Genomic DNA, 18530 nt, shown 5'->3' with positions numbered 1-18530 from the left:
GCCCTAGGGTGACGGCATGGACGACCGTGAGCTGCTGGCCGGGTGGGTCGCCGTGTGGTGGAGCGCCGTCGAGGACCTCACCACGCTGCTCGACTCCCTCTCCCCCGAGGACTGGGAGCGCCCCACGGCGCTGCCCGGATGGGACGTGCGCGCCGTGGCCGCCCACGTCGCCCACCTCGAGACCGTGCTCGCCACGGGCGAGGAGGAGACCGCCGAGGTCGGCGAGCCCGCCCACGCGCGCGGCGTGATGGGCCACTACACCGAGATCGGCGTGGTCAACCGGCGGACGACGCAGCCCGCGGCCCTCGTCGACGAGATCCGCCGCGCCACGGCCACCCGCCACGCGTGGCTGCAGGAGCACCCGCCCACCGACGCCTCGGCGCGACCCGACGTGGCTTTCGGCGGCATGCCCTGGGACTGGCGCACGCTGCTGCGCAACCGCCCGCTCGACGTGTGGCTGCACGAGCAGGACGTGCGCGACGCGGTCGGGCGCCCCGGCGGCGAGGACTCCCCGGCCGCGGTGCACACCGCCGACTACCTCTCCGACGGCCTCGGCTTCGTGCTGGCCAAGCGCGCCGGCGCCGCCCCCGGCACGACGCTGGTCCTGGAGCTGGAGGGCCACGCGCCGAAGGCCTTCGGGATCGGCGAGGACGGCCGCGGCCACCGCCTCGACGCCGCCCCCGCCGACCCGACCCTGCGGCTGCGCACCGACCGCGGCACCTTCGTGCGCCTCGCCGGGGGCCGCCTGCACGGCACCGAGACCCTCGCCGGCCTGCGCGCCGACGGGCGGCTGGTCGTCGAGGGCGACGCCGACCTCGCCGAGACCCTCCTCGCCCGCATCGCCACCACCCCCTGACCCGCGTCGTCACCCCGCGACGACCGACGCCTCCCCGGCGATCGAGGAGCGAGCCACACACCGGCGACCACGGCGATCGAGGAGCGCCACGCACCGGCACCCGCAGCGATCGAGGAGGGAGCCACGCACCGGCACCCCACGGCGATCGAGGAGGGAGCGCCAGCGACCGTCTCGAGATCCCCGCACCCGCCCTCCCAGCCCCACCACGACCGGCACCACCCCGACCAGCCCGACACCCAGCCCCGCACAGAGCCCGGAGACCCCATGACCGCCACCGACACCTGGCGCCTCGCCGACATCCCCGACCAGGCCGGGCGCACGATCGTCGTGACCGGCACCAGCGCCGGTGGACTGGGCCACCACACCGCCCTCGAGCTGGCCCGCCGCGGCGCCCGCGTCGTGCTCGCCGGGCGCACCGAGTCGAAGCTGGCCGAGACCGACCGGCTCATCCGCGCCGAGGTGAGCGAGCCCCGCGTGGAGCGGCTCGTGCTCGACGTGGCCGACCTGGCCTCGGTGCGCCGCGCCGCCACCGAGGCCTCCCGCCTCGGGCCGATCCACGCGCTGGTCAACAACGCCGGGGTCATGGCCACCCCGCGGACCCGCACCGCCGACGGCTTCGAGCTGCAGCTGGCCACCAACCACCTCGGCCCCTTCCTGCTCACCGGCCTGCTGCTGCCCCAGCTGGTGGCCAGCGGCGAGGCCCGCGTCGTCGCCGTCTCCTCCCTCGGTCACCGGATGGCGCGCCGCGCCCCGCTCGGCGACCCCCGCGACACCTCCGGGCGCTACAGCCGCTGGCTGGTCTACGGCCAGACCAAGCTGGCCAACCTGCTCTTCACCTACGAGCTCGACCGGCGCGCCCGCGAGGCCGGCCTGCCGGTCAAGGCGCTGGCGGCCCACCCCGGCTTCGCGGGCACCCACCTGGTGGCCAACGGCGCGGTCGGCCGGGCCAGCGGCGGCCTCGCCTCCATCCTCGGCGGCGCCACGCGGGCGGTCTCGCAGTCGGCCGCCGCGGGCGCCTGGCCGACGCTGATGGCGACCACGGCGGACCTGCCGGGCTCGACGTACTGCGGGCCGAGCGGGCTCGGCGAGCTCGGCGGCGCCCCCCAGGTCGTCACCAGCAACGCCCTCTCCCACGACGCCGACGCCCAGCGCCGGCTGTGGGAGGTCAGCGAGCGGGCCACCGGCATCACCTACCCCTGACCGCCCACCCGGCCAGCCCGATCCCGGTCCGCACGGCGGCCGACGGCTCAGTCGGCGTCGCGGACGCGGACGAGGCCGCCACGGGTGCCGACGTAGGCCGCGCCGTCGGGGCCGAGAGCCACCGGGGAGCCGGTGGGGTCGGCGGGGTCGACGAGGGGGCCGAGGCCCAGGCGCACGCCGAAGGCGGTGTGGCCGGTGGCGGCCTCGACGGCGGTGAGGTACCACGCGTCGGCGCCCCACCAGCTGCGCCGCTTGGTCGGCAGGTAGACCAGCCCGGTCACCGGCGAGACCACGGCGCCGGCCGACGGGGCGACCAGGTCGGTGCTCCAACGCTCCACGCACTCGCCGTCGACGACGTCGACGCGGGCCACGCCGCCGCTGGGCGCGCGGCCGAGCAGGGTCGGCGACCAACCCGAGGAGCCGGCGGTGTTGGCGACCACGACCCCGCGGCCCACCGAGACCAGCGGGCCGCGGGTGGCGCTGTGGTCGTCCTCGAAGAGCGCCGCCGAGCAGACCTCGGAGCCGCTGCGCGCGTCGAGCACGCGCAGGTGCATCCGCGGCTCTGCGTTGTCGGTGAGGGCGACCAGCCCGCCGGCCAGCGGCACCGGCGGCGTGCCGGTGCCCTGGTCGGGCTGCCCGTCCTTGACCTCCTGGCCGCGGTCGTAGGCCGCGCGCCACACCACGGCGGGGCGCCCGCCGCGCAGCGCGAGGCGGTACGTCGCGGCCGTGCTGCTCACGAGCACCTCGCTCCCCGCGGTGCCGGCCGATCCGCCGGTCGAGCCGCCGGCCGATCCGCCCGCCGCGCCGCCGCCCGGACCGCTGGGCGAGGCCGCCGACCCGCCGGTCGTGCCTCCTGCGGCGCCCGCGGCGTCGCCAGCCGAGCCGCCCGCAGAGCCACCTGCGGGCGCGACCACGAGCGGCTGCCCGACGGTCTCGCCGAGGTCGGTGGTGCGCACGGTGCCGTCGGGGTCGACGACGCCGACGCGGCCGTCGCGGGTGACGAACCACAGCCGCCCGCCGCCGCCGCCGCTCACGCCCGTCGGCCCGCCGGCCGCGGCGGCGGAGACCAGGCAGTCGCCGGCGGGCACGGCGGCGGAGACGTCGACGTCGCGCACCACCGTGAGCTCGCCCCCGTCGTCGCCGATCGCCACGACCAGCACCCGCCGGTCGAGGGTCGGCACCACGGCGCCCGTGCCGTCGGCGGTGGCCGGGAGGTCCCCAGCGGCGTCGTCACCAGCGGCCTCGCCGCCGTCGCCCGCGGCCGCACCCCCGGAGCCCGCGCCGGAGCCCCCGGCACCGAGCACGGAGGCCACGGAGGAAGTGGTGGCGAAGGCCGAGGCGCAGGCGCCCGCGGGCTCCTCCGCCGCCCCGTCGGACCCGCCCGCAGAGTCGGACTCGCCGGCTCCTCCGGCGGCCAGGTCGAGGGTGTCGCGAGCGCGCAGCGAGTCGGCGCCGACCAGTCGGAGGGTCGAGCCGCAGCGCGCGAGCAGCGCGTCGCCGGCCGCGGTGACGCCCCAGCAGCGCCCGCCCCAGCCGAACCAGCGCGAGGTCACCCCGGGCGACTCCCCGCGCGGGCCCGGCCCGCCCGCGACGTCGAGCGGCGGCTGGGCGGCGACGGGTCGCCCGACGTAGGCCGGGGTCACCAGCGCGCCCGGCCCGGGCGGCACAGGCAGCCAGCCGGCGGGGGCGACCACCGCGATGCCGACGGCCGCGGCCACCGCGCCGACCCACGCCGCGGCGACCCGCGGGGTCGGTCGCAGCCAGGCGCGCACCGCCGGGTGGAGCAGGCTCGCCAGCGCGAGCAGCAGCACCCACGGGCCCAGGGCGAGCCACAGGACGGCCACCCCGACGAGGGCGGCCGTGCGCTGGTGCCTCACGCCCCCGGACCCCCGCGACGCACCGCGCCCGTGACCACGTGAGCGACCCGGTGAGCGACCCGGCCGGCGTCGGCGCCGCCCGCCACCCGGCCCGTCGTACCCCTCGTCAACCCGCCGGTCGCCCCGCCAGCGACACCGCCAGTCACTCCGCCAGTCACTCCGTCGACCACGCCGCCCCCGTGGGACGCGTGTGACTGGAGTGACGACATGGAGCGATCGTAGGCCGAGGGGTGGTGCCCCCGCTGGGCTTTCGAGGCCATGATGAGCCCCATGAGCAGCCCCCGCGCCGGACAGCCCGCCGAGCCCGCCGACCTCGTCGACGTCGCCCACCTCGTCACCGCCTACTACACCGGCGAGCCCGACCCCGACGACGTCGACCAGCAGGTCGCCTTCGGCACCTCCGGGCACCGCGGGTCCTCGCTCAAGACGTCGTTCAACGAGGCGCACATCCTGGCCACGACCCAGGCGATCTGCGACTACCGCCGCGAGCAGGGCTACGACGGCCCGCTCTTCATCGGCCGCGACACCCACGGCCTCTCCGAGCCGGCCTGGGCCACCGCGCTGGAGGTCCTGGTGGCCAACGACGTCACCGTGCTCGTCGACGACCGCGACGCCTACACCCCCACCCCCGCGGTCTCCCACGCGATCCTGCGCGCCAACCGGGGCCGCACGAGCGGGCCGGGCCTGGCCGACGGCATCGTCGTGACCCCCTCGCACAACCCGCCGGCCGACGGCGGCTTCAAGTACAACCCGCCCCACGGCGGGCCCGCCGACTCCGACGCCACGAAGGTCATCGCCGCGCGCGCCAACCAGCTGATCGCCGCGGGGCTGCACGACGTGCGCCGCGTGCCCTTCGCGCGGGCGCGGGCGGCGGTGTCGACGTACGACTTCCTGGGCGGCTACGTCGACGACCTGCCCCAGGTGGTCGACCTCGAGGCGATCCGCTCCGCGGGCGTGCGCATCGGCGCCGACCCGCTCGGCGGCGCGGCGGTGCACTACTGGGGCGAGATCGCCGAGCGCCACGGCCTCGACCTCACCGTGGTCAACCCGCTGGTCGACGCCACCTGGCGCTTCATGACCCTCGACTGGGACGGCAAGATCCGCATGGACTGCTCCTCGCCCTCGGCGATGGCCTCGCTGGTCGCGCAGAAGGACGCCTACGACATCGCCACCGGCAACGACGCCGACGCCGACCGCCACGGCATCGTCACCCCCGACGCCGGCCTGATGAACCCCAACCACTTCCTCGCCGTCGCCATCGGCCAGCTCTTCGGCGGCGCGCGCCCCGACTGGCCGGCCTCGGCACGCATCGGCAAGACGCTGGTGTCGTCGTCGATGATCGACCGGGTCGCGGCCTCGATCGGCACGCCGCTGGTGGAGGTGCCGGTGGGCTTCAAGTGGTTCGTGCCCGGGCTGCTCGACGGCTCCTTCGGCTTCGGCGGTGAGGAGTCGGCCGGGGCGTCGTTCCTGCGACGCGACGGCTCGGCCTGGACCACCGACAAGGACGGCCTCATCCTCTGCCTGCTGGCCTCGGAGATCCTCGCCACCAGCGGCAGGACCCCCTCGCAGCACTACGCCGACCTCGTCGCGCAGCACGGCGACCCCGCCTACGCCCGCATCGACGCCCCCGCCACCCGCGAGCAGAAGGCCGCGCTCGCCGCGCTCTCCCCCGACGACGTCACCGCCACCACCCTGGCCGGGGAGGAGATCACCGCCAAGCTCACCGAGGCCCCCGGCAACGGCGCCGCCATCGGCGGGCTCAAGGTGACCACGGATTCGGCGTGGTTCGCCGCGCGCCCGTCGGGCACGGAGGACGTCTACAAGATCTACGCCGAGTCCTTCCAGGGCCCCGACCACCTCGCCCAGGTGCAGGCCGAGGCCCGCGACGTCGTCTCCGCCGCCCTCGGCGCCTGACCCCCGCCGCGGCAGCGGCGTCCGCGGCCGCGTCCGCGTCTTACTGACCGTTGCGACCACTACCTGACCGTCACAACGCCCTGCCAGTAGTCGCAACGATCAGTAAGACGCGCCGCCCCCGGGCTCAGCGCCCCGCGACCACGTGCTCGGCGGCGAGGAACGACAGCCCGAGGGCGGGGAGCAGGCCGTTGCCGGCGAGGTAGCCCGCGGCGCCGTGCCCGGAGATACCGGCGGCGGCGCCCCCGGCGGCGTAGAGCCCGGTCACGGGGCCGTCGGCGCGCTGCACGCGGGCGTGCTCGTCGACGACCAGCCCGCCCTGGGTGTGGAAGAGCGCAGGCGTGACGGGCACGGCGCGGTACGCCGCAGCCAGCGGCGCCTCCCACCGCGTGCGCCCGTGCGGGTCGTCGGCCTCGCCGCTCGCCGCGGCGCGGGCCGCCTCGAGCGTCGCGCCCAGCACGCCGGCGTCGACGTCGATCGCGGCGGCCAGCCCGGCCACGTCGGCGGCGGTGCGGGTGACCCCCGACTCGACGGTGTCGCGGTAGTCGGTGAAGGACTGGCACGCCTCGTGGATCCGCTCGTCGAGCACCAGCCAGCCGCGCCCGCCCTCGGCGGCCTGGAGCGCCGCGGCGTACTCGGAGTAGCCGGTGGTCTCGTCGCCGAAGCGGCGCCCGGTGGTGTCGACGACGACGGCGCCGTGCATGACGGTGGCCCAGCCGGCCAGGGTGGCGGCGGGGGTGAGGGCGGCGTGGCCCTGGTAGGAGTCGAGGTAGGCGGTCTGCGCGCCGAGCCGCTCGCCCAGGCGCAGGGCGTCGCCGGTGGAGCCCTCGCTGCCGTGGTAGGTCGCGCCGGCGATCTCGGGCAGGTGGCGCGCCACGAGCTGGCGGTCGGCGCCGAAGCCGTTGGTGGCCAGCAGCACGGCGCGGGTCGGCACGCGCTCCTCGCCGTTGGGCGTCTCGACCACGGCCTCGCACACCGCGCCGTCGTGGTCGAGCACGACGTCGACGAGCCGGGCCGGCACGAGCAGGTCGACGAGGTCGCTGGCGCGCGCGGCGCGCACGAGGTCGGCCAGCATCGCCTGCCCGGCGCGGCCGGGCACGGTGTGGCAGCGCAGCGCGGAGTGGCCGGGGTAGCCGAAGTCGGTGACCAGCGAGAGCGGCAGCCCGGCCTCGTCGGCCAGCCACTCCACCAGCCGGGCGCTGACCCCGGCCAGGGCCACGGCGAGCCGCTCGTCGGCCTGGCCGTGGGTCTTGGCGCGGATGTCGTCGACGAAGCGCTCGGCGGAGTCCTCCACCCCGGCCTCGCGCTGCCAGCGGGTGCCGGCGCCGGGCACCATCGCGGTCGACATGGCGGTGTTGTTGCCGCGGGCGAAGTGCTCGTTGCGCTCCACCACCAGCACCGAGAGGCCGAGCGAGGCGGCGCGCAGCGCGGCCACCAGCCCGCCGCCGGCGCCGGCGACGACGAGGTCGGGACCCTCCGCGCTCATCGGGTCGCCCCCGTCGCGGCGGTGCCGGCGTTCGCGGCCGGGCCGGGGTCGTCGAGCCGGCCGGTCACCCGCGCCCGCAGCCCGAGGAGGGCCAGGGCGGTGGCGGTGGGGTCGAGCACGTACGGCGCCCGCGCCTGCTCGGCCACGTCGACCGCCGAGCACGCGTTGAGCACGAAGTCGCAGTCGAGGTCCTCGACGGCGCGCTCCACCGCCGCGGCCCAGGTGGCGTCGTCGGCGATGTCGTCGACCGACAGGTCGAGCACGGCGGTCGGGGCGACGGTCGCGGCGGCGTACTGGCCCAGGCGGCGGTCGAGCTCGGCCGCGATCGGGGCGTTGCGGGCCACGGCGCCGAGGCGGGCGCCCTGGCCGGTGACGAAGGCCGCGGTGAGCCGGCCCAGGCCGAGCACCGGTCGCGCGAGCCCGGCCAGGCCCTCGCCCCCGGCCCCCTCGCCGTCGTCCTCGGCGAGGTCGGCGAGCGGGTCGAGCACGCAGTCGGGGAGGTAGGCGTCCCAGCCGGTGGGGTCGACGGCGGCGTAGCGGGCGTGGAGCGCCCGCTCGCTGGCCCGCACGTCGTCGGCGGTGTCGAGGGCGCGCGGCAGGCGCGGGGTCTGGCCGTCGGGCTCGCCCGTCGCGCCTCCCCCGGAGCTGCCGGGGTCGAGGTGCTCGAGCACGACGGTGACGCCGGCGGGCGCGAGGGCGTCGTAGCGCGCCTGGCGCCGGGCCAGCTCGGCGTCGTCGACGACGATGGGGGTGATGGCGAGCAGTCGCATCAGGCGGGGTCTCCCTGGGTCGGGTGGGTCGGGCCGGCGGGCGGTGCGGGCGTGCCGGGGGCGGCGTACGCCGTCGCCGCGCCGGGCGGCTGCGCCTCGGGGCCGAGGCCCAGGGCGCGGGGGTCGTTGGGGTGCGCGGCGAGCGGGTGGACGGTGATGTCCATCCACGGATGCAGCGGCAGCGAGGTCAGGCAGGCGTGCAGCTCGGTGGCGTCGGCGACGTCGTAGAGGCTCCAGTTGGCCCAGCGGCCCGGGATGCGCCAGAGCCGGCGCAGCTGTCCGGCGGCGGCGAGGCGCTGGCCCTGGGCCAGCTCGCGGGCGAAGACCTCCTCGCGCTGCTCGACCGGCGTCTCGGGCGGCCAGACGATCTCGATGTGCACCAGGAACTCCACGCGCTCCCCTCCTCTTCTCTCTGCTCGCGCCCCTCGACCGACGGTCGGGCTGTGCGGTCGGGGTCAGACCCCGAGGTAGGCCTCGCGCACGCGCGGGTCGTCGGCCAGCTCGGCGCCGGTGCCCTCGAGCACGATGGCGCCGCTCTCGATGACGTAGGCGCGGTCGGAGATGGCGAGGGCCTGCGAGGCGTTCTGCTCCACGATGAGCACGGTGACCCCGGAGTCACGGATGCGGCCGATGGCCTCGAGCACCTGGGCGACCAGGTTGGGCGCGAGGCCCACCGAGGGCTCGTCGAGGGTCAGGCAGGTGGGCCGCGCCATCATGGCCCGCCCGATGGCCAGCATCTGCTGCTGCCCGCCCGACATGGTCTCGGCCTTCTGGGCGCGCCGCGCGGCGAGGATCGGGAAGAGGTCGAAGACCTCCTCCAGGGAGGCCTTCACCGTGGAGCGGGGCTGGGAGTAGGCGCCCATCTCGAGGTTCTCAATGACCTGGAGGTCGCCGAAGAGGGCGCGGTCCTGGGCCACGTGGACGAGCCCGGCGCGCACGACCTGGTGGGGCTTCATCTTGTGCACCGCGGCGCCGTCGAAGAGGATCTCGCCGCCGGTGACCGAGACCAGCCCGGCGACGGCGCGCAGCGTGGTGGTCTTGCCCGCGCCGTTGGCGCCGATGAGGGAGACGATCTCGCCGCGCGCGACGTGCAGGTCGAGGCCGTGCAGGATCTCCAGGCGGCGATAGCCGGCGTGCAGGTCGCGCAGCTGCAGCAGGGAGTCGCCCGGCGGGCGGTGCGGCGCGGGCGCCGTACCCGGGGTGGGAGTGGGGGTGCTCATGCGTAGTCCTCTCCGAGGTAGGCCTCGACGACCCGGGGGTCGGTGATGACCTCGTGGGGGTCGCCGAGGGCGAGCTCGGCGCCCTCGGCCATGACCAGCAGGCGCTCGGAGAGCGCCATGACCGCGGCCATGATGTGCTCCACGAACATCACCGTCATCCCGTCGGCGTGGATCTCGCGCAGCAGCTCGATCATGGGGGCGCGCTCGGCGGGCACGAGCCCGGCGAGCACCTCGTCGAGCAGCAGCAGCCGCGGCTCGAGGGCCAGGGCGCGGGCGAGCTCGAGGCGCTTGAGGCCGGCGGTGGGCAGGCTGCCCGACGGGGAGTGGACGTAGCGGTCCAGCTGCACCCGGTCGATGACCTCCAGCGCGGCGCGGCGCGCGGCCTTGCGGGAGCGGTGGCGGCCGTGGGCGGCGATGGCGACGTTGTCGAGCACGCTCATCGACTCGAAGGGCCGCATCAGCTGGAAGGTGCGCACCAGCCCGACGGAGGCGACCTTGGCCGGCCCCCAGCCGGTGATGTCCTGGCCGTCGAAGACGACGCGGCCGCGGGTGGGCTCGAGCTGGCCGGCGAGCAGCGAGAAGAGCGTGGTCTTGCCCGCGCCGTTGGGCCCGACGATGCCGAGGAACTCCCCGTCGGTGACGTCGACGTCGACGTCGCGCACGGCGGTGAGGCCGGCGAAGGTCTTGGTCAGCGACTCCACGTGCAGCAGCGTCATGAGCGGAACCGATCGCGCAGGGTGCCGTAGATGCCCTTGGGCATGAACAGCACGATGAGGACGAGCAGGGCGGCGTAGATGGCGACGTCGAGGCCGGTCACGCCCTGGAGGAAGGCGAGGGACTCCGGCGGGTCGCGCAGGATCTGGGCGATCCACTCCGAGAGCGGGCCGACGACCAGGGCGCCGACGAGCGGGCCGAAGACGGTGCCGATGCCGCCGATGACGGCGGGCACGATCGCGTTGACCGAGACCCCGGAGCCGAAGGCCTGCTCGGGGCCGACGAAGAAGTAGTACTGGGTGTAGAAGGCGCCGGCCAGCGAGGTGAAGGCGCAGCTGAGCGCGACGGTGACGAGGCGGTAGCGCATGACGCGGATGCCGAGGGAGGCGGCGGCGACCTCGTCGTCGCGCACGGCCTGCACGTACTGCCCCGCGCGGGAGTTGACGAAGGCGACCGTGCCGAAGAGGCCGAGGGCGAGCACGGCGAGCGGGATCCAGAAGTAGATCGGGCTGCCCTGCTCGAACTGCATCATCGACCAGGAGTCCTCCAGCAGCAGGGGCACGTTGAAGCCCTCGGTGCGGCGCAGGAAGTCGAGGTTCTGCACCGCGAGCAGGAAGACCTGGGCGAAGGCGAAGGTGGCCAGCGCGAAGTAGGCCCCGGCCAGGCGGTAGCGCAGGCACAGGAAGGCGATGAGGGTGCCGGCGGCCGCGGAGATCGTCGCGCCCACCAGCATCGAGATCCACGGCGAGACGCCGTGCTCGACCAGGAGGTAGGCGTCGGTGTAGGCGCCGATGCCGAAGAAGGCGGCGTGGCCGAAGCTGAACATGCCGCCGTAGCCGCTCATCAGGTTCCACCCCACCGCCAGGATCGCGAAGATCAGGGTGCGGATGGCCACGGCCTCGGTCTGCTCGTCGAGGAGCAGGGGCAGTACGGCGAGCAGCGCGACGATGAGCGCCAGCGCGGCGTAGGTGCGCGAGGTGGAGCGGTCCTTCAGGCGCGGGTCGTCGAGACCGACGCTGGGGCGGCGCGTGGCGCCGGGGTCGGGGGTGCCGGGCGTGCCGGCGGTGCTGGTGGCGCTCATCGGGTCGCTCCGAAGATGCCCTGGGGGCGGAAGAAGAGGACGAGGACGAAGACGCCGAAGACCAGGATCAGCGAGCCGGTGCCGGGCAGGTAGAGCGCCCCGACGGTCTGCACGAGGCCGATGATCAGCCCGCCGACCACGGCGCCGGCGACGTTGCCGAGGCCGCCGAGCACGACGATGACGAAGGCGAGGATGGTGAACTGCTCGCCCACCGACGGGGTCAGGCTGAGGAAGGGCGCCATGAGGCCGCCGGCCACGGCCACGCAGGCCGAGCCGATGCCGAAGGTCAGGGCGTAGACCCGGCTGACGTCGACGCCGACCAGGGAGGCGCCTTGGGTGTTGGCGGAGACCGCGCGGATGGAGAGGCCGAAGGACGTGCCGCGCAGCAGCAGGGTGAGCGCCCCGGCCACGAGCAGCGCTCCGCCGAAGGCGATGAGCCGCTCGTAGGACATGATCGCGTCGAGGATCTCGACGCGGCCGCTGACCGAGCCCGGCACGCGCAGCGGGCGGCCGCCGAAGATCATCAGCAGCACGTTGACGATGAGCAGCGAGAGCCCGAGCGTGATGAGCAGCGGGCCCTCCTCGTTGCCGGCCATGGTGAGCTTGTTGAGCAGGGTGGCCTGCACCAGCACGCCGAAGAGGAACATCACCGGCACGGCCAGCAGCGTCGCGACGTAGACCGGGATGCCGCCGGAGGTCGACATCTCGTAGACCAGGAACATCGCCATGGTGAGCATGGCGCCCTGGGCGAAGTTGACGATGCCGAGCACGCCGAAGATCAGCGTGAGCCCGACCGAGACGAGGGCGTAGACCCCGCCGAGCAGGAGGCCGGTGGCCACCGACTGGGTGACCAGGCCGGTCTCGCGCTGGCCCACGGTGTAGACGAGGGCCAGCGCGACCACGACGGCGGCCAGGACGAAGAGGGGCGCCGCCGGCAGCTTCAGGCTGCGGCGCTCCCGGTCGGGCTCCACGATGGTGGGGCCTCCGGGATCGGTGGCGGTGGGGCTCGTTGTCATCCGGGTGTCATCCGTTCCTGACGGCGGGGGCCGCCTCAGCGGTTGGTCGGGTAGACGGGCTCGCTGGTCGTGAAGTCCTCGGGGAAGACCTGCTCGACCTCGCCGTCCTGGATCTGCATGACGATGACGGTGGCGTTCTCGTTCTGCCCGGTCTCGTCGAAGGTGATGGGGCCGTCGAAGGCCAGCAGCGGGTCGTCGACCTCGATGCCGGCGAGCGCCTCGCGCACGGCCTCGGGGTCGTCGGAGCCGGCCTCCTCGAGGGCCTGGGCGATGACGACGACGGCCTGGTAGGACAGCATCGAGGCCGTCTCCATGGGCTTGCCGTACTCCTCCTCGAAGCGGGTGCGGATGTCCTGCACGCGCTCGTCGGTGGCGGCGTAGTGGTAGTTGGCGCTGAGCACCTGGTTGCCCGCCTGGCCGGCGTCGCCGGGGAAGGCGCCGTCGTCGAAGCCGCCGTTGGCCACGCCGTAGACCGCGTCGACGTCGGGGCCGAGGGCCTCGACGGCCTGGGCGATGAGGAGGCTGTCGGGGTAGTAGCCGGTGGCGACGATGACGTCGGGGTCGGCCGCGGCGGCCTCGCGCACCTGGGTGGTGGCGTCGGTGAAGTTGGTGCCGGGGTAGGTGACCTCCTCCAGCACCTCCACGCCGTTGGCCTCGGCCTCCTCGGCGAAGGCGTCGAAGACGCTCTGGCCGAAGGCGCCCTCGATGTGGATGTAGGAGACCGACTCGATCGGCTCGTCGTTGGCCTCGGCCAGCGCGATGAGCGCCTTGGCGCCGTCGGTGCCCATGCTCGTGGCGTTGGGCTGGATGCGGAAGGTGTTCTGGTAGCCCTGCTCGAGGATCGAGTCGTCGACCGCGACGTCGATGACCAGCGGCACGCCGGAGCGCTCGGCCACGGCGGAGACGTTGGCGGTGACGTCGCTCTGGTAGGTGCCGACCAGGGCGACCGCGCCCTCGCTGATCAGGCGCTGGGCCTCGCTCTGGCCGCTGTCGGCCACGCCCTTGCTGTCGCCCTCGCCGAGGGTGAGCTGGGCGCCGTCGAGGGCCTCGATGCCGCCGGCGGCGTTGATGTCGTCGACGGCCATCTGGGCGCCGTTGTTCATCAGCGAGCCGACCCCGGCCAGGGCGCCGGTGAGCGGGTGGACCGCACCGATCATGATCTCGCCGTCGGCGCTGCCGGAGGAGCCGGAGCCGCCGCAGGCGGAGAGGGCGAGGGCGCTCGCGGCGAACGCCGCGGCGAGGGAGACCTTCTTCATGGTGCTGGACCAACCTTTCGTGCCTGGGGCACAGTGTGCGTTCCTCTTGGGGGAACAGTGGCCTGAGTCGGTGCGTTCCGCTGAGCGGAGCGTCTGACGGGCACCCGAGTGGCCCTCGATCGACGTTCCAGTGAGTATGCACGCCTCTCACGGGGATTTCTAGGGGCTATCCCCCGCGAAACGCAAGCGTTACAGTTCCGGTCAGCGAAACGCTACGACGAAAGAAGGCGCCGTGAGCACAGACCCGATCCGCGGAGAGGCCGCCCGGGAGACCCCGGGCGGAACGGAGTCGGCCGACCGGGTCGCCGACGTGCTGCTGCTCTTCGCGCGCTCCGAGGACCCCCTCGGCGTCTCCCGCATCGCCCGCGACCTGGCGCTGAGCAAGGCGGTGGTGCACCGCATCCTGCAGTCGCTGTCGTCGCGCTCGCTGGTGCAGCCCGTGCCGGGCGGCTCCAGCTACGTGCTCGGCCCGGCCGCGGCCGGGCTGGCCGCGCGGGCCTGGAGCCAGCTCGACGTGCGCTCGGTGGCCTCGCCGGTGCTGCGCAAGCTGCGCGACGCGACCCGGGAGACCACGACGCTCTCGGTGCTGGTGGGCGACCAGCGCATCTACCTCGACCAGTTCGAGAGCCCGCAGGAGATCAAGATGGTGGTCGAGATCGGCCCCCGCTTCCCGCTCCACTCGGGCGCCTCGAGCCGCGCGATCCTGGCCCACCTGCCGCAGCCGCTCATCGACGAGGCCGTGCGCCAGCTGGTCGCGCTCAAGCCCGACACCGACGTCGAGGCCTACCTCGCCGACCTCGCCACCTCCCGCGAGCGCGGCTACGCCGTCTCCCTCAACGAGCGCAACACCGGCGCCGCCTCGATCGCCGCGCCCTTCTTCGACGTCGCGGGCAACGTGCTGGGCTCGGTCAGCTCCTCGGGCCCGGTCTTCCGCTACGCCGACCTCGCCGACGGCGCCGACGAGCGCCAGACCCGCCTGGTGGTCGAGGCCGCCAACGACATCACCGACCGCCTCCGCTAAGGACCCCCGTGCTCCCCCGCTCCTTCCTCTACGTGCCCGGCAACCGCCCCGACCTCTTCGACAAGGCCGCCGGCGGCCAGGCCGACGCCGTCGTCCTCGACCTCGAGGACGCCGTGCCCCTGCCCGCCAAGGCCGAGGCCCGCGAGGCCGTACGCCGCTGGCTCGACACCCGCGACCCCACCACCGGCGCCCAGGCCTGGGTCCGCGTCGACCCCGCCGCCCTCACCGCCGACCTCGACGCCGTCCTCCACCCCCACCTCGACGGCCTCTTCCTCGCCACCGCCACCCCCACCGCCCTCGACGCCCTCACCGCCCACCCCCGGTGGTTGAGGAGCGAGCGCCAGCGAGCGTCTCGAAACCACGACCCGAGCGGTCGCCCGGTGGTCGAGGAGCAAGCGGTGGTTGAGGAGCGAGCGCCAGCGAGCGTCTCGAAACCACCCACCCCCGCGGTGGTTGAGGAGCGAGCGCCAGCGACCGGTCGCCCGGTGGTTGAGGAGCGAGCGCCAGCGAGCGATCACCCGGTGGTTGAGGAGCGAGCGCCAGCGAGCGTCTCGAAACCACCAAGCGTCGTAGCCCTCATCGAATCCGCCGAAGGCCTCCAGACCCTCCAGCAGATGTCCACCCACCCAGCCCTGACCGCCTTCGGCATCGGCGAGGTCGACCTCCTGGGCGACCTCCGCGTCACCCGCACCCACCGCACCGAGGCCGTGGTCCTCGCCCTGCGCACCCAGGTCGTCGTCGCCGGCGCCGCCGCCGGCTTGAAGGCCCCGGTCGCCCCGACATCGACCGACTTCCGCGACCTCGAGGCCTTCGCCGAGAGCACCCGCCTCGCCCTCGACCTCGGCTTCCGCTCCCGTACGGCGATCCACCCCGCCCAGGTGCCCGTCATCCACGACGCCCTCACCCCCACCGCCGACGAGGTCGCCGCGGCTCACGACGTCGTCAGCCGCTACGAGGCCTCAGGCAGCAGCGTTGCCCTGGACAACTCGGGGCGGCTGATCGACGGCGCGGTCGTACGCGGTGCCCGAGAGACGCTGGCGCGAGCGGGCACATAAGCGGCGGAAAGACTGTACTCACCGCGGCTAGATGGGGATGTCTCGACGGCGCCCTTTCGGCACGGGTCATCGGTTCTATGCTCGGGCGCCGGGCGTCGATCACCCCGGGGGAATGGAGAACGTTGTGGACTTATCGGTGTTCAGCGACCCTGTGTGGGGCGTTGGAGGACCGGCTGGCGTGACATCCGAGGGGGCTAGGTCAGTTGCGCGCTACGACGAGGAGGTGGTCAAGCCAGCGCTCCTCTTGGCGGATCACATCCGGCTGCGAACCTGGCGCGTCGACCTGCTCTCAAACGAAGCGGTCGAGAGTTGGAAGTCTCGGCTGCCGGTCCCGCTCGCAGCCACTGTGCACGGGGTCTTGGTACGCAACTCTCCGGCGGAGTTGGAACTGTATGGCATCGACGACCGACTTCACCGGGAGCTCCGTCTGGTTGTCGACATGTACGGATCCAGGACCGGCTTTCCCGAGGAGAGACTGCTCAACAGCGAAGCGATTTCCCAGTTCGCCAACAACAAGCTCACCTACCATCGTCAAAATGCTCGGTCGCTTGAATCGAAGGCTCTCCAGGCGCTGCAGGAACAGGGCATCGTCGAGGAACTACCTTGGGATCCCCGAGGTCGCGAGGGCCGCAGCATTCCGGAAGCGTCGTTCGAGTTCCGCACGAACGCCGCCGACGCCGGATGGATCGACCTCGTTGAGACGCTGCAGGGAAACGGGGACTCTGGCTCAGTCATGCTGGACGCAGGCATCGGCGAACGCGTCAGCGGATCACACGGAATGATCTCAGACCCTCGCTCGGCCAACGTGCTGCGCAATGCCAGCGATTTGATGGCGATGATTGACGGTCTCTCGGACGCAACCTTGGACGAGGTCGTCGATCTGCGCGCCGACCTAGCCGAACATATGACGCCGTTCCGAAGGTTCATCATGCGCAAGGGTGCAGACATTCCTGCCGACTCGTCGATGCCACTTGCGGAACGCCGGCGACTCGTGTCCTTGGCGTGGGAGAACGAGGTCGCTCCCTCAATTGACGAACTCAAGAACCGAATTGACTCGCGCCCTTTCAGGCGCAACCTCGGGCGCACCTTGGCCGAAGGACCGGATGCGGCAATCGGTATCGGTGTCGGGATCGCGGCTGCTGCAGCGGCAGGAACCGTGGGCGTGACCGCCTTGGCTGGGTTCGGTGTGGCCGCATTGCCCACCATCGTCAAAGCAGCCGCTGCCACCTTTAAGGATCGAGCGGATGCGAACGAGCACGAGGCGTTCTTCGTCTACGAGGCACACAAGCGCTTAAGAGCACGGGCGGTTGAGTCCGCGTAGGCGCCTCAGCCCTGCCCACCTAGCCCGCGCTCGGTCTACACCCCCAACTCGGCCGATCCAGACGTTCCCGACAGGCGGCGGAATGTCTTACCCGGTGCGACAGACACGGACGTCGCGACGTGGCACTGCGCACCCACATTACCGTTGGTCCTGATTTGATGGCGCGCCGCGGTCCGAGTCACATAACGGTGCGACGAATCCGGCTACTAAGCCCAGGGGACGGGAATCGACTGATGCGCCCAGATGTGCGGGCGTTTAGGGAGATAGTGCCCGCGATAGTCGAGGCGGTGTAAGAGAAGCAGCTCGAGGTACTCGAGCGAAAGCAGCCAACATGACCACAACGCGGATTCGATCTTGTACGGCTGGGCTGCATCCTTGGGATGGACGAGCTTGTTGCGCAGCCAGGTTGTCGCTAGGGGCCCGGTCTGCATGTTCGAGGGCGCCAACCGAGCCAGACCTTCCAACTCTGGTGGGATGATCAGCGGGACCTGAGCAACCGAGAGCATGTCGTTCAGCTTGGCGTGCGCGGGCAAACCCTTGTAGCTCGTAGCGCTGGAGGTCCCTTCGATGACGTTCTGGACCCAGGCCAAGTACTCGATGCCCGACTGGGCCAGCGACACTTTGGCTTCCAGCATTGCGTCGTCACTGCTCGCGCATATCGCGTGGCGGGCAGTGTGACGGGCCGCTGCGTGCAGGCTCGGGTCCAGCCAATGGGTCATGAACTTGCTGCACAGCTCGTTGAGGTCCTCCGACCTGTGCGTGTCCCAGAATCCGAAGTGGCCGTGGTACCGGCTGCAGTACCAGGGAGCCCACTGCTCCCACGCGAGAGCACCGTCGGGCCGGTACCCAACAGGCAGTACGGGGGCGACCCACCGTCCGGTCGCGAACGACAAGGCAACCTGCCAACCACTGAGCACATGATCGGCTTCATCGGCGGTGAAGCCCGAGCCGTCAATCCGCTCGAGCTTGCCGACGTGTGTGAACACCGACCGGGAGGTGCCGCGGACCTGATCTGTCGCTTGGGTGTGGTCGGCACGTTGGTCGAACGTGAGACGCCAACCGGCCGCTTCGCTGACCCAGCGACCGGCGAACGTCACGTTCGGCAGCGCCAGCGGTGAGCTCGGGAGGATCGCTGGGGTGTTGAACCAGTGCACGATCACATGACTCAAGTTCTCCGACCTTCCCAGGTTGGCCGGCTTGATATGACCCGATCCGCTCGAGTTCGTCACGGTGGCTGGGACATCGACCGAGCCAAGGCCGCGTCGGGAAAGGCGCAGACGAACATCCTCCAGCTGCAGCCGTTGCGGGGTGTCTACGCGCCACCGCATGGTGAGTCCGTCGTTCATGTCGAGCCAGACGCTCCCTTCGCCAGCAGCAAGCTCCACGTCGGCACCCTGCTCGTCTTGACCGACGACCAACATGCGGCCCGAGTGCACGCCGAAAACACCACTGGCGGGATTGGACCCAAGTGGGTAGATCCCCTCCATCGGGGCAGGAATTGGATCCGTCATACATCTACCCAACCGCAAGTGCCGCTCGTGTGGCATCCGACGCCACCTCACTAAGTCGGTGGCATGCTCCCACTCGACCGCGCGTGATGCCGCTGAACAGGGTGGACAGCGCGCCCGGGCTGGGCGACGGTCTACTCCAGTTGCGTCGGCGGCGGGCTTTCAGCCCGGGGCATCGCGGCGGACTGACGCACCAGGGGCGACCGTGTTCTTCCATCTGCTCGAACGAGTGTCCCCG

Annotated in this window: 16 protein-coding genes; 6 read left to right on the top strand and 10 right to left on the bottom strand. The window is 73.0% G+C overall.

Annotated elements, in window-relative coordinates; genetic code table 11:
- The first annotated feature begins 16 nt into the window (after positions 1-16).
- Both IR170_RS07580 and IR170_RS07575 read left to right on the top strand, forming a co-directional pair.
- Positions 17-856, top strand: coding sequence for a maleylpyruvate isomerase family mycothiol-dependent enzyme (locus IR170_RS07580; protein WP_193661879.1), 840 nt, complete (start codon positions 17-19; stop codon positions 854-856).
- A 264-nt stretch (positions 857-1120) separates the two neighbouring features.
- A complete protein-coding gene (locus IR170_RS07575) occupies positions 1121-2056 on the top strand; it encodes an oxidoreductase (RefSeq protein WP_193661878.1) in 936 nt (311 codons plus the stop codon).
- Positions 2057-2103: 47 nt separating this feature from the next.
- Here IR170_RS07575 and IR170_RS07570 read toward each other — a convergent pair whose 3' ends face one another.
- Positions 2104-3933, bottom strand: a complete 1830-nt coding sequence (locus IR170_RS07570) for a hypothetical protein (RefSeq protein ID WP_193661877.1) — start codon at positions 3931-3933, stop codon at positions 2104-2106.
- 270 nt (positions 3934-4203) lie between these two features.
- On the opposite strand from IR170_RS07570, the gene pgm reads away from it, so the two are divergent.
- Positions 4204-5847 (top strand): phosphoglucomutase (alpha-D-glucose-1,6-bisphosphate-dependent), encoded by a 1644-nt coding sequence (pgm, locus tag IR170_RS07565; protein WP_193661876.1) that lies wholly within the window; start codon positions 4204-4206, stop codon positions 5845-5847.
- A gap of 124 nt (positions 5848-5971) precedes the next feature.
- On the opposite strand, the gene IR170_RS07560 is transcribed toward pgm, so the two are convergent.
- The 8 genes from IR170_RS07560 to IR170_RS07525 all read right to left on the bottom strand — a co-directional run bounded on the left by IR170_RS07560 (position 5972) and on the right by IR170_RS07525 (position 13387).
- Positions 5972-7330 (bottom strand): FAD-dependent oxidoreductase, encoded by a 1359-nt coding sequence (locus tag IR170_RS07560; RefSeq protein ID WP_193661875.1) that lies wholly within the window; start codon positions 7328-7330, stop codon positions 5972-5974.
- On the bottom strand, positions 7327-8100 hold the full coding sequence (locus IR170_RS07555) for a hydantoin racemase (protein ID WP_193661874.1): 774 nt from the start codon (positions 8098-8100) through the stop codon (positions 7327-7329). Before IR170_RS07555 ends, IR170_RS07560 begins: the two co-directional genes overlap by 4 nt.
- Positions 8100-8492 carry a muconolactone Delta-isomerase gene (locus IR170_RS07550; protein ID WP_193661873.1) on the bottom strand — a complete coding sequence of 131 codons (393 nt, stop codon included), beginning with the start codon at positions 8490-8492 and terminating at the stop codon, positions 8100-8102. The genes IR170_RS07555 and IR170_RS07550 overlap by 1 nt, the downstream gene beginning before the upstream one ends.
- Before the next feature lie 63 nt (positions 8493-8555).
- Positions 8556-9320, bottom strand: a complete 765-nt coding sequence (locus IR170_RS07545) for an ABC transporter ATP-binding protein (RefSeq protein ID WP_227488781.1) — start codon at positions 9318-9320, stop codon at positions 8556-8558.
- Complete coding sequence (locus IR170_RS07540) at positions 9317-10036, bottom strand: ABC transporter ATP-binding protein (protein ID WP_082503315.1); 720 nt, start codon at positions 10034-10036, stop codon at positions 9317-9319. Before IR170_RS07540 ends, IR170_RS07545 begins: the two co-directional genes overlap by 4 nt.
- Positions 10033-11115: a branched-chain amino acid ABC transporter permease gene (locus tag IR170_RS07535; protein WP_193661872.1), complete on the bottom strand. Its 1083-nt coding sequence runs from the start codon at positions 11113-11115 to the stop codon at positions 10033-10035. The genes IR170_RS07540 and IR170_RS07535 overlap by 4 nt, the downstream gene beginning before the upstream one ends.
- The gene (locus IR170_RS07530; RefSeq protein ID WP_193661871.1) at positions 11112-12131 is read right to left on the bottom strand and encodes a branched-chain amino acid ABC transporter permease; all 1020 of its coding nucleotides are present in this window, start codon (positions 12129-12131) and stop codon (positions 11112-11114) included. Before IR170_RS07530 ends, IR170_RS07535 begins: the two co-directional genes overlap by 4 nt.
- Before the next feature lie 35 nt (positions 12132-12166).
- Positions 12167-13387: an ABC transporter substrate-binding protein gene (locus tag IR170_RS07525; protein WP_193661870.1), complete on the bottom strand. Its 1221-nt coding sequence runs from the start codon at positions 13385-13387 to the stop codon at positions 12167-12169.
- 232 nt (positions 13388-13619) lie between these two features.
- On the opposite strand from IR170_RS07525, the gene IR170_RS20245 reads away from it, so the two are divergent.
- The 3 genes from IR170_RS20245 (at position 13620) to IR170_RS07510 (ending at position 16784) form a co-directional block, all read left to right on the top strand.
- Entirely contained in the window at positions 13620-14408 is a 789-nt protein-coding gene (locus IR170_RS20245) for an IclR family transcriptional regulator (protein WP_056864942.1), read from the top strand.
- A gap of 8 nt (positions 14409-14416) precedes the next feature.
- Positions 14417-15463: an HpcH/HpaI aldolase/citrate lyase family protein gene (locus IR170_RS07515; protein ID WP_193661869.1), complete on the top strand. Its 1047-nt coding sequence runs from the start codon at positions 14417-14419 to the stop codon at positions 15461-15463.
- 178 nt (positions 15464-15641) lie between these two features.
- On the top strand, positions 15642-16784 hold the full coding sequence (locus IR170_RS07510; protein WP_193661868.1) for a hypothetical protein: 1143 nt from the start codon (positions 15642-15644) through the stop codon (positions 16782-16784).
- A gap of 206 nt (positions 16785-16990) precedes the next feature.
- Here the strand turns inward: IR170_RS07510 and IR170_RS07505 are convergent, their stop codons facing one another.
- Positions 16991-18271 carry a hypothetical protein gene (locus IR170_RS07505; protein WP_193661867.1) on the bottom strand — a complete coding sequence of 427 codons (1281 nt, stop codon included), beginning with the start codon at positions 18269-18271 and terminating at the stop codon, positions 16991-16993.
- Positions 18272-18530: the final 259 nt, after the last annotated feature.

It is taken from the genome of Nocardioides kribbensis (assembly GCF_015070375.1).
Classification (GTDB): Bacteria; Actinomycetota; Actinomycetes; order Propionibacteriales; family Nocardioidaceae; genus Nocardioides; species Nocardioides kribbensis.
This window is presented reverse-complemented; position numbering and strand designations above follow the sequence as displayed.

Bases quoted from the DNA above. Each gene is read 5' to 3' on its own strand.
- IR170_RS07580 (WP_193661879.1), top strand. From the start codon at position 17: ATGGACGACCGTGAGCTGCTGGCCGGGTGGGTCGCCGTGTGGTGGAGC.
- IR170_RS07575 (WP_193661878.1), top strand. From the start codon at position 1,121: ATGACCGCCACCGACACCTGGCGCCTCGCCGACATCCCCGACCAGGCC.
- pgm (WP_193661876.1), top strand. From the start codon at position 4,204: ATGAGCAGCCCCCGCGCCGGACAGCCCGCCGAGCCCGCCGACCTCGTC.
- IR170_RS07560 (WP_193661875.1), bottom strand. From the start codon at position 7,330: ATGAGCGCGGAGGGTCCCGACCTCGTCGTCGCCGGCGCCGGCGGCGGG.
- IR170_RS07555 (WP_193661874.1), bottom strand. From the start codon at position 8,100: ATGCGACTGCTCGCCATCACCCCCATCGTCGTCGACGACGCCGAGCTG.
- IR170_RS07545 (WP_227488781.1), bottom strand. From the start codon at position 9,320: ATGAGCACCCCCACTCCCACCCCGGGTACGGCGCCCGCGCCGCACCGC.
- IR170_RS07540 (WP_082503315.1), bottom strand. From the start codon at position 10,036: ATGACGCTGCTGCACGTGGAGTCGCTGACCAAGACCTTCGCCGGCCTC.
- IR170_RS07535 (WP_193661872.1), bottom strand. From the start codon at position 11,115: ATGAGCGCCACCAGCACCGCCGGCACGCCCGGCACCCCCGACCCCGGC.
- IR170_RS07530 (WP_193661871.1), bottom strand. From the start codon at position 12,131: ATGACAACGAGCCCCACCGCCACCGATCCCGGAGGCCCCACCATCGTG.
- IR170_RS07525 (WP_193661870.1), bottom strand. From the start codon at position 13,387: ATGAAGAAGGTCTCCCTCGCCGCGGCGTTCGCCGCGAGCGCCCTCGCC.
- IR170_RS07505 (WP_193661867.1), bottom strand. From the start codon at position 18,271: ATGGAGGGGATCTACCCACTTGGGTCCAATCCCGCCAGTGGTGTTTTC.